This window comes from Planococcus maitriensis, from assembly GCF_003289925.1.
Classification (GTDB): domain Bacteria; phylum Bacillota; class Bacilli; order Bacillales_A; family Planococcaceae; genus Planococcus; species Planococcus maitriensis.
The window spans coordinates 259,507-274,486 of sequence record NZ_QLZQ01000002.1 but is presented as its reverse complement, the minus strand read 5'-3'; the positions used below and the strand labels follow the sequence as shown (position 1 = coordinate 274,486).

Annotated in this window: 10 protein-coding genes, 1 other RNA gene and 1 other annotated feature (1 of these 12 cut by a window edge); of the genes, 10 read left to right on the top strand and 1 reads right to left on the bottom strand. The window is 53.3% G+C overall.

Annotated elements, in window-relative coordinates; translation table 11 throughout:
* Nucleotides 1–126 (top strand) — a binding site (T-box leader); it begins 114 nt to the left of the window's first position.
* Nucleotides 127–173: 47 nt separating this feature from the next.
* From hisS to DP119_RS07705, 4 genes are all read left to right on the top strand, one after another.
* Nucleotides 174–1,457 (top strand): histidine--tRNA ligase, encoded by a 1,284-nt coding sequence (gene hisS, locus DP119_RS07720; RefSeq protein WP_112232444.1) that lies wholly within the window; start codon nucleotides 174–176, stop codon nucleotides 1,455–1,457.
* Nucleotides 1,458–1,459: 2 nt separating this feature from the next.
* Nucleotides 1,460–3,244 (top strand): aspartate--tRNA ligase, encoded by a 1,785-nt coding sequence (aspS, locus tag DP119_RS07715; RefSeq protein ID WP_112232442.1) that lies wholly within the window; start codon nucleotides 1,460–1,462, stop codon nucleotides 3,242–3,244.
* A 44-nt stretch (nucleotides 3,245–3,288) separates the two neighbouring features.
* Nucleotides 3,289–3,472, top strand: a non-coding RNA gene (ssrS, locus tag DP119_RS07710) — 6S RNA.
* A gap of 105 nt (nucleotides 3,473–3,577) precedes the next feature.
* Nucleotides 3,578–4,339, top strand: coding sequence for a tRNA threonylcarbamoyladenosine dehydratase (locus DP119_RS07705; protein ID WP_112232440.1), 762 nt, complete (start codon nucleotides 3,578–3,580; stop codon nucleotides 4,337–4,339).
* 382 nt (nucleotides 4,340–4,721) lie between these two features.
* Here the strand turns inward: DP119_RS07705 and DP119_RS07700 are convergent, their stop codons facing one another.
* Nucleotides 4,722–6,005, bottom strand: a complete 1,284-nt coding sequence (locus tag DP119_RS07700) for a replication-associated recombination protein A (RefSeq protein WP_112232438.1) — start codon at nucleotides 6,003–6,005, stop codon at nucleotides 4,722–4,724.
* A gap of 137 nt (nucleotides 6,006–6,142) precedes the next feature.
* On the opposite strand from DP119_RS07700, the gene cymR reads away from it, so the two are divergent.
* The 6 genes from cymR to alaS all read left to right on the top strand — a co-directional run bounded on the left by cymR (nucleotide 6,143) and on the right by alaS (nucleotide 14,905).
* Nucleotides 6,143–6,559: a cysteine metabolism transcriptional regulator CymR gene (gene cymR / locus DP119_RS07695; RefSeq protein WP_112232436.1), complete on the top strand. Its 417-nt coding sequence runs from the start codon at nucleotides 6,143–6,145 to the stop codon at nucleotides 6,557–6,559.
* A 14-nt stretch (nucleotides 6,560–6,573) separates the two neighbouring features.
* Nucleotides 6,574–7,707, top strand: a complete 1,134-nt coding sequence (locus DP119_RS07690) for a cysteine desulfurase family protein (protein ID WP_112232434.1) — start codon at nucleotides 6,574–6,576, stop codon at nucleotides 7,705–7,707.
* A 15-nt stretch (nucleotides 7,708–7,722) separates the two neighbouring features.
* Nucleotides 7,723–8,841, top strand: a complete 1,119-nt coding sequence (mnmA, locus tag DP119_RS07685; RefSeq protein ID WP_112232432.1) for a tRNA 2-thiouridine(34) synthase MnmA — start codon at nucleotides 7,723–7,725, stop codon at nucleotides 8,839–8,841.
* Nucleotides 8,842–8,855: 14 nt separating this feature from the next.
* Nucleotides 8,856–9,515 (top strand): tetratricopeptide repeat protein, encoded by a 660-nt coding sequence (locus tag DP119_RS07680; protein WP_205853854.1) that lies wholly within the window; start codon nucleotides 8,856–8,858, stop codon nucleotides 9,513–9,515.
* A gap of 26 nt (nucleotides 9,516–9,541) precedes the next feature.
* The gene (gene recD2 / locus DP119_RS07675) at nucleotides 9,542–11,977 is read left to right on the top strand and encodes an SF1B family DNA helicase RecD2 (protein ID WP_112232430.1); all 2,436 of its coding nucleotides are present in this window, start codon (nucleotides 9,542–9,544) and stop codon (nucleotides 11,975–11,977) included.
* Nucleotides 11,978–12,280: 303 nt separating this feature from the next.
* Entirely contained in the window at nucleotides 12,281–14,905 is a 2,625-nt protein-coding gene (gene alaS / locus DP119_RS07670; RefSeq protein WP_112232428.1) for an alanine--tRNA ligase, read from the top strand.
* Nucleotides 14,906–14,980 lie beyond the last annotated feature (75 nt).

The window sequence follows — 14,980 nt, the reverse complement described above, 5'->3', positions numbered from 1 at the left end:
TACTGAACGGCGCATGCGCTTATTAGGCTAAGACGGCTCCGGCCGTTATCCGGACAGAGAGGGCGCAGAAGTTTGCGCCAACTAGGGTGGAACCGCGGAAGCTAATTTATAGCTCTCGTCCCTTGCGCAAGCAAGGGGCGGGAGCTTTTTTGTATGGAAAAGGAGAGATGGAAATGGGCAATATCCAAGCACCGCGCGGCACATATGATGTGCTGCCGCAAGAATCAGCCAAATGGCAGGAAGTCGAACGGACGATCAATGAATTATGCAATCTGTATCAGTACAAGGAAATCCGCACGCCGGTTTTCGAACACACGGAATTGTTCCAGCGGGGCGTCGGCGACACGACCGATATCGTCCAGAAGGAAATGTACACATTCCAGGACCGCGGGGACCGTTCCCTGACATTGCGCCCGGAAGGAACCGCATCCGTCGTGCGCTCATATGTCGAACACAAGCTGTTCGGCCAGCCTGACCAGCCGGTGAAACTTTACTATACCGGCCCGATGTTCCGCTATGAGCGCCCGCAAGCGGGGCGTACACGGCAATTCGTCCAGTTCGGCGTCGAAGCGATCGGCTCGAAAGATCCAGCGATCGATGCGGAAGTCATCGCGCTCGCGATGGACGTCTATAAATCGAGTGGGCTGAAAAGTTTGCGGCTCGTCTTGAATTCCCTCGGCGATACCGAAAGCCGCATGGCTCATAAACAAGCGCTGATTGAACATTTCGCTCCGTCGATCGGCGAATTCTGCAGTGACTGCCAGAACCGGCTGGAGAAGAACCCGCTGCGCATTCTCGATTGTAAAGTGGACCGTGAGCATCCTTTGATGGCGACGGCCCCTTCTCTTGCCGATTATTTGAACGAAGAATCGGCCGCTTATTTTGCGCAAGTCAAGGCCTATTTGGACGAACTTGGCATCGGCTATGTTGTCGACCCGAACCTGGTCAGAGGGCTTGATTATTACAACCACACCGCGTTTGAGATCATGAGCGAGGCGGAAGGATTCGGGGCAATCACGACGCTTGCCGGCGGCGGCCGCTACAATGGGCTAGTCGAAGACCTCGGCGGCCCGGAATCACCAGGGATCGGCTTTGCGATGAGCATCGAACGCCTGTTGCTCGCACTCGAGATGGAGAAAGTGGAAATCGGGCAAGGCCAATCGCTTGATGCATACGTCATCGCGATGGACGCTGCCTCGAAAAAGAAAGCCATGTCCATAGTCCGTGACTTGCGCGCAAATGGCATCTCGGCGGATATGGATTTCACGGACCGCAAGATGAAAGCCCAGATGAAGTCTGCCGACCGGAAAAAAGCGCGTTTTGTCATCGTCATCGGAGAATCGGAGCTTGAAAGCGGCAAAGCGGCCGTCAAGGAAATGGCGACGCGTGACCAGCAGGAAGTGCCATTCGGTGAATTGGCTGAAAGCATCCAGAAAAAGAAATCATTGGAGGAATAACTATGTCGAGAACACATTATTGTGGAGAAGTGAACGAAGCGGCGATCGGCCAGCGCGTATCATTGAAAGGGTGGGTCCAGAAACGCCGCGACCTCGGCGGATTGATTTTCGTCGATGTCCGCGACCGTTCAGGAATCGTCCAAGTGGTTTTCAATCCGGAAATTTCGGAAACAGCGTCAACAATCGGCGAATCGTTGCGCAATGAATTTGTCGTCCATATCGATGGGCTAGTCGTCGAACGGGCAGAAGGCCAAGTGAATGCCGCGATGAAAACCGGCAAAGTCGAAGTGCAAGTGGATAACGCGGAGATCATCAATGCCGCGAAGAACCCGCCGTTTGCAATCGAAGACCAAACGGATGTCAGCGAAGACTTGCGCTTGAAATACCGTTATCTGGACTTGCGCCGCCCGGCGATGTTCGAAACCTTGAAAATGCGTTCGGACGTCACGAAAACGATCCGCAATTTCCTCGACAGCGAAGGCTTCCTGGATGTGGAAACGCCGATTTTGACGAAATCGACACCGGAAGGCGCTCGCGATTACCTCGTGCCAAGCCGCGTCCACGACGGCGAATTCTACGCCTTGCCGCAATCACCGCAATTGTTCAAGCAAATGCTGATGGTTTCAGGAGTAGATAAATATTACCAAATCGCACGCTGTTTCCGCGACGAAGATTTGCGCGCTGACCGCCAGCCGGAATTCACGCAAATCGATATGGAAATGAGCTTCCAGACGATGGAAGACATCATCGAATTGAACGAACGCTTGATGATCCAAGTGATGAAGGATGTCAAAGGCGTCGACATCGACTCAGGCTTCGAGCGCATGAGCTACCGTGATGCCATGGAACGTTTCGGTTCCGATAAGCCCGATGTCCGCTTCGGCATGGAATTGACCGATGTATCGGAACTGGTGAAAGACTCCGCGTTTAAAGTCTTCACAGGAGCCGTCGAATCTGGTGGGCAAGTCAAATTAATCAACGCCAAAGGACAAGCCGCCAATTATTCGCGCAAAGACATCGATGCACTTGGCGAATTCGCTGCTCGTTACGGCGCGAAAGGCTTGGCATGGCTGAAAGTGGAAGAAGGCGGCGTCAAAGGGCCGATCGCTAAATTCTTCGAAGGCGAGATGGCTGATAGCTTGATCGCAGCGGCTGATGCTGAAGCAGGAGACTTGTTATTGTTTGTCGCCGACTCGAAAACGGTCGTGGCAGACGCTCTTGGTGCCTTGCGTATGAAGCTCGGCAAAGACTTGGGCTTGATCGACCAATCGATCTTCAAATTCCTATGGATCACCGACTGGCCGCTGCTTGAATACGACGACAAAGACGGCCGTTACTACGCGGCGCACCATCCATTTACGATGCCGTTCGAAGAAGATCTCGACAAGCTTTCCACGGAACCTCAAAACGTACGTGCCCAAGCTTACGACTTAGTATTGAACGGCTACGAACTCGGCGGGGGATCGGCGCGTATTTACAAACGCGATATCCAGGAGAAAATGTTCGAAGTACTCGGCTTCTCGAAAGAAGAAGCGACAGAGCAATTCGGTTTCTTGCTCGAAGCATTCGAGTACGGGACGCCTCCACATGGCGGCATTGCATTTGGCCTTGACCGTTTGGTGATGCTATTGGCAGGGCGCACCAACCTGCGCGACACGATTGCATTTCCGAAGACCGCTTCCGCAAGCGATATGCTGACGGAAGCGCCAAGTACAGTATCATCGGCCCAATTAGAAGAATTAAGCCTAGCGGTAACTATTCAGAATAGTGAAAAAGATTCAGAGTAAAAGGCTTGTACATCTTTTTCGGGTATGCTACTATACTTGTAGAGAGAATCCTGATGTGTTCGTTTTTAGCAATTCGATTTTGACCCAACATTTTGTCGTCGGGAGACCTACATATCACCATGGCTAACATGCCTTAACGGGAAGTTATAAGTGGTGATGCGGTCACCCACCTGCTATAAGCGGGTTCAAACGATGCGCAACACAAAGGACGGCACGATCGGGATTCTTCTTACATAAGAAATCCAAATCCCTCCGGCATTTGCCGGAGGGATTTTCTATGTGTATAATCCCTAGTATCCCTATTTAATATCGAATCGGAAAGGCAGTGTGAATATGTTACATCAATTTTCAAGAAATGAACTCGCCATCGGCAAGGAAGGGATGGAACTGGTGAAAGGCTCGACGGTCGCCATCCTAGGTGTCGGCGGTGTCGGTTCATTTGCGGCTGAAGCCTGCGCAAGAAGCGGCGTCGGAAAAATCATCCTTGTCGACAAGGACGATGTCGATATCACGAACATCAACCGGCAATTGGTTGCGAACCTCTCCACAGTCGGCCAATCCAAAGTCGAAGTGATGAAAAAACGCATTGCGGACGTCAATCCGGATTGCGAAGTCGTGACGCTCCATATGTTCTATACGGAAGAGACTTACGAAGAATTCTTCAGCCACCAACCGGACTATGTCATCGATGCATCGGATACATTGATTTATAAAGTGCATCTGATCAAGGAATGCTATAGCCGGCGCATCCCGATCATCTCGAGTATGGGCGCCGCCAACAAGACGGACCCGACGCGCTTTAAAATCGCGGATATCTCGAAGACCCATACCGACCCCTTGGCGAAAGTGATCCGCAAGAAACTGAAGCAAGCGGGCATCCGCAAAGGCGTTCCGGTTATCTTTTCCGATGAAAGCCCCATTGTCGTCCGTGAAGATGTCGTCGAAACCGTCGGCAAGAAGGATGCAGCGATCCGCAAAGCGCAGATGCCGCCATCTTCCAATGCCTTCACGCCTTCGACTGTCGGCTTGATCGCAGCGAGCTGGGTCGTCAACCAAATCACCAAATCGATCCATATCCAGCGCGTCAACCAATAGGTAAAGGAAAAACGGACGGAGAATGATGTCATTCTCCGTCCGTTTCTGTTTGTAGAAATAGTTATGAGGTCGAGTTTTCCGAAGCTTATTGCTTGCTTTCCGTGGGGCGGGAATCGAGCCTCCTCATTCGCTTCGCTGCTTGCGGGGTCTCTCAAACCCGCTGATCCCACAGGAAAGATAAGGTCGAACTACGTGAGAATTTATCTTTGCGAAGTAATGCGCAGCATTATTGAGCAGAAGGTTTTACAAGCAAACACTTCTCCAAACTTTAAGATATTTCATTGAGTTTTTCATAATAATAAAATCTACATTTAACAGTGAAATATAACCATCATTTCAATGATTGGACACTGAATTCATTCTCCGTCCGTTTCTTTATGCATTATTTTTTGCGGAAGCCTTTCAGCTTTTCGTAGATGCCCGCGAATTTCTTTTCTTCTCCGGCGACGACCGGCTTATAGAATTCCGCCTTTTTCAATTCTTTCGGCAAGTAGTCCTGGTCGACCCAGCCGCCGAACGAGCCGATCGGCGTATCGTGCGGATATTTATAGCCGCCGTGGCCGAGTTCTGCGCTGCCTGCGTAGTGCGTATCGCGCAGATGCGCCGGGATGTCCCCGACCTGGCCTTTGTTGATCGCGGCGGTGGCGGCGTCGATGGCGCGGTAGGCCGAATTGGATTTTTCCGATAGGCACATCTCTGCGACCGCCTGCGCAAGCGGGATGCGAGCTTCGGGCAATCCGAGCCGGTCGGCCGCTTGGCAGGCGGCGAGCACATGGCCGCCGACTGCCGGATTGGCAAGCCCGATGTCTTCGTACGCCATGACGAGCAGGCGCCTCGTCACAGCGGTCAAGTCCCCGTTTTCAAGCAAATGGGCGAGGTAATACATCGCTGCGTTGACATCGCTGCCCCTCACGGACTTCTGCAAAGCCGACAGCAGATTGAAGAAATGGGATCCTTTCTTGTCGCCGAACACGCCGACGCGTTTGATCATCTGCTCGATGATGCCGTCATCGACGAGATATTCCCCATCTTCTTCATCGGAGGCGATGACGATCGATTCGAGCATCGTCAGCGCTTTGCGCGCGTCGCCGTTCGTCCCTTCGGCGATGCGGGCGACCTGTTCATTGGAAATCCGGATCTTCTCGCGGCCGAGCCCGCGTTTTTCATCCTTCAAAGCTTTGTTCAACAGCTCGATGATATCGTCTTGCGTCAGCCGCTTGAGCTGCTTGATCTCGCCGCAGCGGGAGCGGATCGCCGGGTTGACATCATGGAACGGATTTTCCGTCGTCGCGCCGATCAGCACGATCGAACCGGATTCGACATGCGGCAACAGCGCGTCCTGCTGCAATTTATTGAAGCGGTGGATCTCATCCAAAAACAGCAAAACCTTGCCGGTCATGCGCGCTTCGGTGACGACCGCTTCGACATCTTTCTTGCCGGAGGTCGTCGCATTGAGCGCGATGAACGGCAGGTCCGATGTGCCGGCGATGGCATGGGCGATCGAAGTCTTGCCGATTCCTGGATCGCCGTATAGGAGCATGGACGGCACGTGGCCGCTTTTGATCATTTTATACAATGCGGTAGAGGGCCCGATGACGTCCTTTTGGCCGACGACTTCGTCGATTGTCCTTGGACGCATTCGGAAAGCGAGTGGTTCATTGTGCACGAGGAAAACTCCTTCCGTCTATTCATTCCATCAGTATAGCGAATCGGGCGCCGAAAGTCATTGAAAGCCTATGTCCTGTAAGATATGCTATACTTATTTGAAGAATTGACGATAAGGTTCCAGAGGAGTAGTTTTATATGAAAATATCAACTAAAGGCCGCTACGGCTTAACGATCATGATCGCATTAGGGAAACAATACGGGGCGGGGCCGGTGCCGCTGCGCAAGATTGCCGCGGACAATGAGTTGTCGGAAGCTTACCTTGAACAGCTCGTGGCGCCGCTGCGCAATTCAGGGCTCGTGAAAAGCGTTCGGGGCGCATACGGCGGCTATATGCTGACACGCCACCCGAAAGAGATTTCAGCAGGAGACGTCATCCGCGTGCTTGAGGGGCCGATCCAGCCGGTCGAAGGCATTGAAGACGAAAAACAGCCGCAGCGCGAACTATGGGGACGCATACGCGATGCCGTGAAGAATGTCCTGGACACGACGACGATCGAGGATTTGGCGACGACTGAAGAAGGCGACACCGAACATTATATGTTCTATATATAAGGAGTTAATGAATCATGAAGCAAATCTATTTGGACCATGCGGCAACTTCGCCGATGCATCCGGAAGCGGCGGCGGTATTCGCCAAAGCCTTAAGTGAACATTACGGAAACCCATCAAGCATCCACCAAACCGGGCGCGATGCGCGGCGCATATTGGATGAAGCGCGGCGAACGCTCGCGAAAAGCATCCAGGCTGACGATACTGAAATCATCTTCACATCCGGCGGCACAGAGGCGGATAATTTGGCGATCTTCGGAACAGCCAGCGCTAAAGAAGGCCGCCATATCATTACGACGCAAGCCGAGCATCATGCGGTTCTTCACGCTTGTGAAGAATTGGGGAGACAAGGCTACGACGTGACGTATTTGCCGGTGGATGAAACCGGGCGCGTCAAGCCGGAAGACGTGAAACAGGCGCTCCGGGATGATACGATTCTCGTGACTGTCATGCTCGCCAACAACGAAATCGGCACGATCCAGCCGATTGCGGAAATCGGGGAACTATTGAAAGGGACGGATGTCACCTTCCATACCGACGCAGTGCAGGCGTATGGCCTAATGCCGATCGATGTGAACGAGTTGAATGTCGACCTGCTATCGGTCTCTTCCCATAAAGTGAACGGCCCGAAAGGCACCGGATTTTTATACCAGCGCAAAAACACGCCGCTCAAGCCATTGATGTTCGGCGGCGAACAGGAACGTAAACGCCGTGCCGGAACTGAAAACGTCCCCGCCATACAGGCGTTCGCCAGCGCAGTGAAAATCGCGCAGGAAACGATGGAAGATAAACGCCAAGCGTTCACGGAATTCAAAAAAATTTTCCGTGCCGAATTCAAGGGAAATGGCATCGATTTTAAAGAGAACGGCACCGATCAATTGCCGCATATTTTCAATGTATCCTTGGACGGCATCGACATTGAATCATTCTTGGTCAATTTGGACCTGTCCGGCATTTCCGCTTCAAGCGGGTCGGCATGTACGGCCGGTTCGATCGACCCGTCGCATGTACTTGTTGCGATGTACGGGCAAAATGCAGCAGAGCTGCGCAATTCGATCCGCTTTAGTTTCGGCATCGGCCTGACTGCCACGGATATTGCACAAGCAGCCGAAAAAACGGCTCAAATCACGAAGCGCCTGGCGCAAAAATAGAAAAGGTGAATAAATATGGAAACAAAAGCTCCACAAGATACACGCGTAGTCGTCGGCATGTCCGGAGGGGTCGACTCTTCGGTTGCCGCGTATTTATTGAAGCAGCAAGGCTATGACGTCATCGGCATCTTCATGAAAAACTGGGACGATACCGATGAAAACGGCGTCTGCACAGCCACGGAAGATTACGAAGACGTCATCCGCGTCTGCAACCAGATCGGCATCCCGTATTACGCGGTCAATTTCGAAAAGCAGTATTGGGATAAAGTGTTCACGTATTTCCTCGAGGAATACAAAGCCGGGCGCACGCCGAACCCGGACGTCATGTGCAATAAGGAAATCAAGTTCAAGGCCTTCCTTGAACATGCCCTGAGCCTCGGTGCGGATTATCTCGCGACGGGCCATTACGCACGCGTCGAAACGGACGAAGACGGCGTCACGCACATGTTGCGCGGTGTCGATAACAATAAAGACCAAACCTATTTCCTCAATCAGCTCAACCAGGAGCAGTTGTCGAAAGTCATGTTCCCATTGGGTGCGATCGAGAAGAAGGAAGTGCGTGAAATCGCACTTGAAGCAGGCCTTGCGACAGCGACGAAAAAAGATTCGACCGGCATCTGCTTTATCGGCGAACGCAATTTCAAGGAGTTCTTGAGCCAATATCTGCCAGCTCAACCGGGTTCGATGGAAACCCTGGATGGCATCAAGAAAGGCTCGCATGACGGCTTGATGTATTACACGATCGGCCAGCGCCAAGGCCTCGGCATCGGCGGAGCGGGCGACCCGTGGTTCGTCATCGGAAAAGACCTGGAGAAAAATGTCCTCTACGTCGGGCAGAACATCCACCACGATGCTTTGTTCTCCGATAGCCTGACAGCGGTCAATTTGAGCTTTACGACGGGCGACGCTCCGTCCGCAAGCTTCAAGTGCACAGCGAAATTCCGCTACCGCCAGCAGGACATCGGCGTCACGGTCGACATGAAAGACGGCGAAGCGCTCGTCACCTTCGATGAACCGGTCCGTGCGATCACGCCAGGGCAGGCGGTCGTCTTTTACGATGGCGACGAATGCCTCGGCGGCGGCACGATCGACCGCGTATTCAAAAACGGTTCACAATTGGACTATGTAGGATGATGGGGGGATCGGCTATGAATTATAATGAAATCGGCATCAAAGCCCTGCAGGAAGGCAGGGCGGAAGATGCCATCCAGGCGTTCACCAACGCCATTGAAGAACAGCCGGAAGACGCGCTCGGTTACATCAACTTCGGGCATGTCCTGGCGTCGATGAATGAAACGGAGCGTGCCGAGCGGTTTTTCCAGAAAGCATTGACTCTCGATGAGACGTCCGCGACCGCTTACTACGGCTTGGCGAACTTGTATTTCAATGCAGAACGCTACGAGGAAGCGCTGAAGCTGTATGAAAAAGCGGTCCAAAACGGCATCGAAGGATCGGATGCCCATTACATGATCGGCAAATGCTTCGAACGCATCGACCAGCCGAAGCTCGCTTTGCCTTATTTGCAGCGTGCTGTCGAATTGGATCCAAATGACCTGCAAGCGCGTCTCAGCTACGGAATCGCGCTAGCGTCTCTTGAATTATTCGAGATGGCGGAAGAGCAATTCGTCCAGGCGCTGGAAATCGATGTGGACAACTCAGACGTCCATTACAACCTGGGCGTCCTGTACGCTGTATCGAGCGACCGCACGGAAGACGCCATGTACCATTTGCAGCGCGCGTACACATTGGATGACAAGAACGAAATGGCACGTTACGCCTATGACATGATCAACGAACGCTTGAATTGAACAAATGAAAGAGAGGAGACGGCCGCATGTCCGGACAGATCGATTTATTCCAAAAAGAAAGTGAATTCGTGCTGGGGCGTCCGGTCGTCTCGATTTTTCACAATCCCCAAAACCTCTTCTCCATCATCAAAGTGAAAATCCAGCAAACCAACACCCCCTATACCGAAAAGGAAATCATCGTCTCCGGTTATTTCCCGAAGCTGTCGCTTGAAGAACAATACAAGTTCACCGGCAGCGTCAAGAACCACCCGAAATACGGCGTGCAGTTCCAGGCCGAAACCTTCAAGAAAGAAGTGCCTGAAACCGAACAGGGCGTCGTCCATTATCTGTCGAGCGATTTGTTCAACGGCATCGGGCGCAAAACCGCCGAGACAATCGTCAAGAAACTCGGCAGCGACGCCATCAAGAAAATCCTCGAAGACCCGGATGCGCTCGATGGCGTCCCGCGGCTGTCGGATGACAAAAAAGACACGATCCGCTCGACCTTGCAGATGAATTTGGGCCTTGAGCGCGTCATGATCCAATTGAACGATTGGGGATTCGGCCCGCAAGTCGGCATGCGGATCTACCAGGCGTACCGCGAGGACACGATTGATATCCTCACGAAGAACCCGTTCCAGCTCATCGAGGAAATTGAAGGCATCGGCTTCCACCGGGCGGACGAGCTCGGGTCGAAACTTGGCATCACCGGCAGCCATCCCGACCGCATCAAAGCGGCGATCCTCCACGTATTGAACCAGGCATCGTTGTCAGAAGGGCATGTCTTTGTCGATGCGAAGAACCTGATCCCGCTCGTCAAGCAAATGCTTGAAGCGAGCCAGCGCGAGGATATCCCGGTCGAAGCGATTTCGCAGGCCGCCATCGAATTGAATGAGGAAGGCAAAGTGGCGGGGGAGGAAACCCGCCTTTATTTGCCGTCGCTGTACTATTCGGAAGTCGGCATCGCGACGAAACTCGAAACCTTGATCGCTGAACAGGAAACGCGCGACGGCTTCCCGTCTTCCGAAATCCGCAAAGCGCTCGGCGAAGCCGAAGAGCGGCTCGGCGTGAATTATGCGGAGACACAAATCGACGCCATCGAAAAAAGCTTGAATTCGAGCGTCATGATCCTCACCGGCGGCCCTGGTACCGGCAAGACGACCGTCGTCCGCGGGCTTGTCGAAGTGTATGCAGAGCTCCACGGGCTGTCTCTCGACCCGAAAGACTATGCTAAGAAAAAAGAGCCGTTCCCAATCATCCTGGCGGCTCCTACAGGGCGCGCCGCGAAACGCTTGAGTGAATCGACGGAGCTTCCGGCAATGACCATCCACCGGTTGCTCGGCTTTAATGGGCAGGAGAAGGAAGAGGAAACCGAAAAGGAAATCGAGGGCAAACTCATCATCATCGATGAAATGTCGATGGTCGACACATGGCTTGCCCACCAATTGCTAAAAGCGGTGCCCGCAGACGCACAATTGATTTTCGTCGGCGACCAGGACCAATTGCCGCCGGTCGGCCCCGGGCAAGTGCTGCGGGACATGCTGGCATCCGGTCGTATCCCGACGGTCGAGCTGACGGAAATCTACCGCCAAAGCTCTGGCTCGTCAATCATCGAACTGGCCCATCAAATGAAAGCGGGGAAACTGCCGGACAATATCGAAGCGAAGACGTCCGACCGATCATTCATAAAGGCGGGTGCGGACCAGATTCCACTGGTCGTCGAAAAAGTGGTCAAGAGCGCATTGTCGAAAGGCCATACGATCAAAGACATCCAAGTGCTCGCGCCGATGTATAAAGGGCCGGCCGGAATCGATGCGCTCAACCAGATGATCCAGCAGATGGTCAACCCGAACGATGACGGCTCGCGAAAAGAGCTGGTATTCGGCGACATCAAGTACCGCATAGGCGATAAAGTGCTGCAGCTGGTCAACCAGCCCGAGAGCAATGTCTTCAACGGCGACATGGGCGAAGTGGTCGCCATCATGAAAGCGAAAGAGACGGTGGAAAAGCAGGATCTCCTTGTCGTATCGTTCGATGGCATCGAAGTGACGTACCAGCGCAGCGATTTGAACCAGCTGACACTCGCCTATTGCTGTTCGATCCACAAAGCGCAAGGATCGGAATTCCCGACGGTCATCATGCCGGTCGTCCGCGGCTATATGAAAATGTTGCGGCGCAACTTGCTCTACACCGGCATCACGAGAAGCCGTGACTTCCTGATCCTGTGCGGCGATCCGGGCGTGTTCCGCCACGGCGTCGAGCGCACCGATGATTCGAGCCGCCTGACGACCTTGGCCGGGCGCCTGGGCTCATCCACTGCTGAAACGGCGGATGCGCCAGCCGGCGAAGCTAAACAGCAAGCGCAGCCGCCGCAGGAAACGGAAGAAGCTGGATCGAAAAGCCTGACCCAGCAAAATGCACACCTGATCCATCCGATGATCGGCATGGAAGGCATCACGCCACGCGACTTCCAGGATGCATGAGCGTGCTTGACAAGGAACAGCGGGTTTTCTATAATTCAATTTATAACTGATAGACAACACCTTGACGGAGACAGTAAAAAGATTCCGGTCGACCAGAAAGAGGCTCCCTGGCTGAAAGGGCCTTCTGCCGCATCTTTTGAACGCTACTCCCGAGTGCAGCTAATCACTGCCGTCCCGCCGCGTTAAGGCGCTTGAGAGACACAGGGTTTTTTCCTGTGTAACCAGGGTGGTACCGCGAATCGAGCCTTCGTCCCTTTTTATTGGGGGATGGAGGCTTTTTATTATGCAGAAGGAGGAATTTTGATGAAGAATTTGAAAGCTGAAGAAATCCGAAAGCTCTATCTCGACTTTTTTAAGGAAAAAAACCACGACGTGGAACCGAGTGCGCCGCTTGTGCCTTTTGAAGACCCGTCTTTGTTGTGGATCAACAGCGGAGTCGCGACCTTGAAGAAATATTTTGACGGCCGCGTCATTCCGGAAAACCCGCGCATCGTCAACGCGCAGAAATCGATCCGCACGAACGATATCGAAAATGTCGGGAAGACTGCGCGCCATCATACCTTCTTCGAAATGCTCGGCAACTTTTCGATCGGCGAGTATTTCAAGAAAGAAGCGATCCATTGGGCATGGGAATTCCTGACGGACGACAAATGGATCGGGTTCGATGCCGATAAACTATCGGTGACGATCCACCCGGAAGACGAAGAAGCATATGCCATCTGGCTCAACGAAGTCGGCGTGCCGGCTGAGCGCATCATCCGCCTCGAAGGCAACTTCTGGGATATCGGGGAAGGCCCGAGCGGACCGAACTCGGAGATCTTCTACGACCGCGGCGAAAGCTACGGCAATGACCCTGAAGATCCTGAACTGTATCCGGGAGGCGAGAACGAGCGCTACCTGGAAATCTGGAACTTGGTGTTCTCCCAGTTCAACCATAATCCGGACCATACGTATACACCGCTTCCAAAGCAGAACATCGATACCGGAATGGGCTTGGAACGGATGGCTTCAGTGGTGCAGGACGTGCCGACCAACTACGACACGGACCTGTTCGTGCCGATCATCGAGAAGACGGCGGAGATTTCCGGCAAATCCTACGGCGAAAGCCAGGAACAGGATATGGCGTTCAAAGTCATCGCCGATCATGTGCGCACCGTCGCATTTGCGATCGGAGACGGCGCATTGCCGTCAAACGAAGGCCGCGGCTACGTGCTGCGCCGCCTATTGCGCCGCGCAGTGCGCTATTCGAAGAAACTGGGCATCGAAAAACCGTTCATGTACCAGCTCGTGCCGGTTGTCGGTGAAATCATGCAGAGCTTCTACCCGGAAGTCAAAGGCAAGGAGGATTTCATTGTCCGCGTCATGAAACTCGAAGAAGAACGTTTCCTCGAGACCTTGCATGACGGATTGGAGATTTTGTCTGCAGTTGCCGAAAAGCAAAAACAGGCCGGCCACAGCGAAATCCCGGGCGAAGATGTGTTCCGTCTGTATGATACGTATGGCTTCCCTGTGGAGTTGACGGAAGAATACGCGGAAGATGAAGGCATGACCGTCGACCATGATGGATTCGAGCGTGCGATGAACGAACAGCGTGAACGCGCAAGAAACGCGCGCCAAAACGTCAATTCCATGCAAACGCAATCCGAAGTGCTCGGCAATATTAAAGAAGAAAGTGAATTTATCGGCTATACGCACACGGTCGCGGACGCTGAAATTGTCGCTATCGTCAAAGGCGGGGAATTGGTGGACAGTGCACAAGAAGGCGAAGAAGTGCAGCTCGTGCTGGACCGGACGCCATTCTACGCAGAAAGCGGCGGGCAGATTGCCGACAAAGGAAGCTTGTCGAACGATTTGGTCTCGGCATCCGTACTCGATGTGAAAAAAGCGCCAAACGGCCAGAACTTGCATAATGTCCGTGTCGATTCCGGCGAATTGACGAAAACGGCTGTCAAAGCGAAAGTCGATGCTTCCGAGCGCCGCCATACGGTGAAGAACCATACGGCGACCCACCTTCTGCATCAGGCATTGAAAGACGTACTCGGCACGCATGTCAACCAGGCAGGTTCATATGTCGGCCCGGACCGGCTGCGCTTTGACTTCTCCCATTTCGGACAGGTGACGAAAGAGGAACTCGCAACAATCGAGCAGGCGGTCAATGAAAAGATCTGGGAAGGCATTGAAGTCGAATCCGGCTACCACAATCTGCAGGAAGCGAAAGACATGGGCGCGATGGCCTTGTTCGGCGAGAAATACGGCGATGTCGTCCGCGTTGTCGCCATCAGCGATTACTCGCTTGAATTATGCGGCGGGATCCATGTGGCGAACACATCCGAAATCGGGGTCTTCAAAATCGTCTCCGAAGGCGGCATCGGTGCTGGCGTACGCCGCATCGAAGCATTGACCGGGAAAGGCGCTTACGTGAACATGAAACAAAGCGAGAAGACTTTGGACGAGGCCGCTTCTTTATTGAAAGCCAATCCGCGCGACCTCGTGCAAAAAGTCGAAGCGGCACAAGCCGATATCAAAGCTTTGCAGCGTGAAAATGAATCGCTTCTCCAGAAGGTCGCCAATGCACAGTCCGGCGAATTGCTGGAGTCGGCGAGAAAAGTCGGCGATGTGACGGTATTGTCCGCAAAAGTGCAAGCTAAAGACAATAACCAGCTGCGCCAGATGGTCGATGACCTGAAAGCGAAGTTCGAGCAGGCGGTGATCGTCCTCGGCGCAAGCGACGGCGATAAAGTGATGCTCGCAGCGGGCGTGACTAAAGACATTGCCGGCAAGGATTACCACGCCGGCAATATCGTCAAGGCAGTCGCTGAACAATGCGGCGGCAAAGGCGGAGGCCGTCCGGACATGGCGATGGCCGGGGCGAAAAATCCGGGGCAATTGGATGCAGCGCTCGAATCGGTCTACACTTTAGTCAAATAGGTTTAACAAATCCAAGCTTTCAGTTATAATGGGATTCAGCAAGAGGAACGAATTGCCAACACACATTCCGAAAGT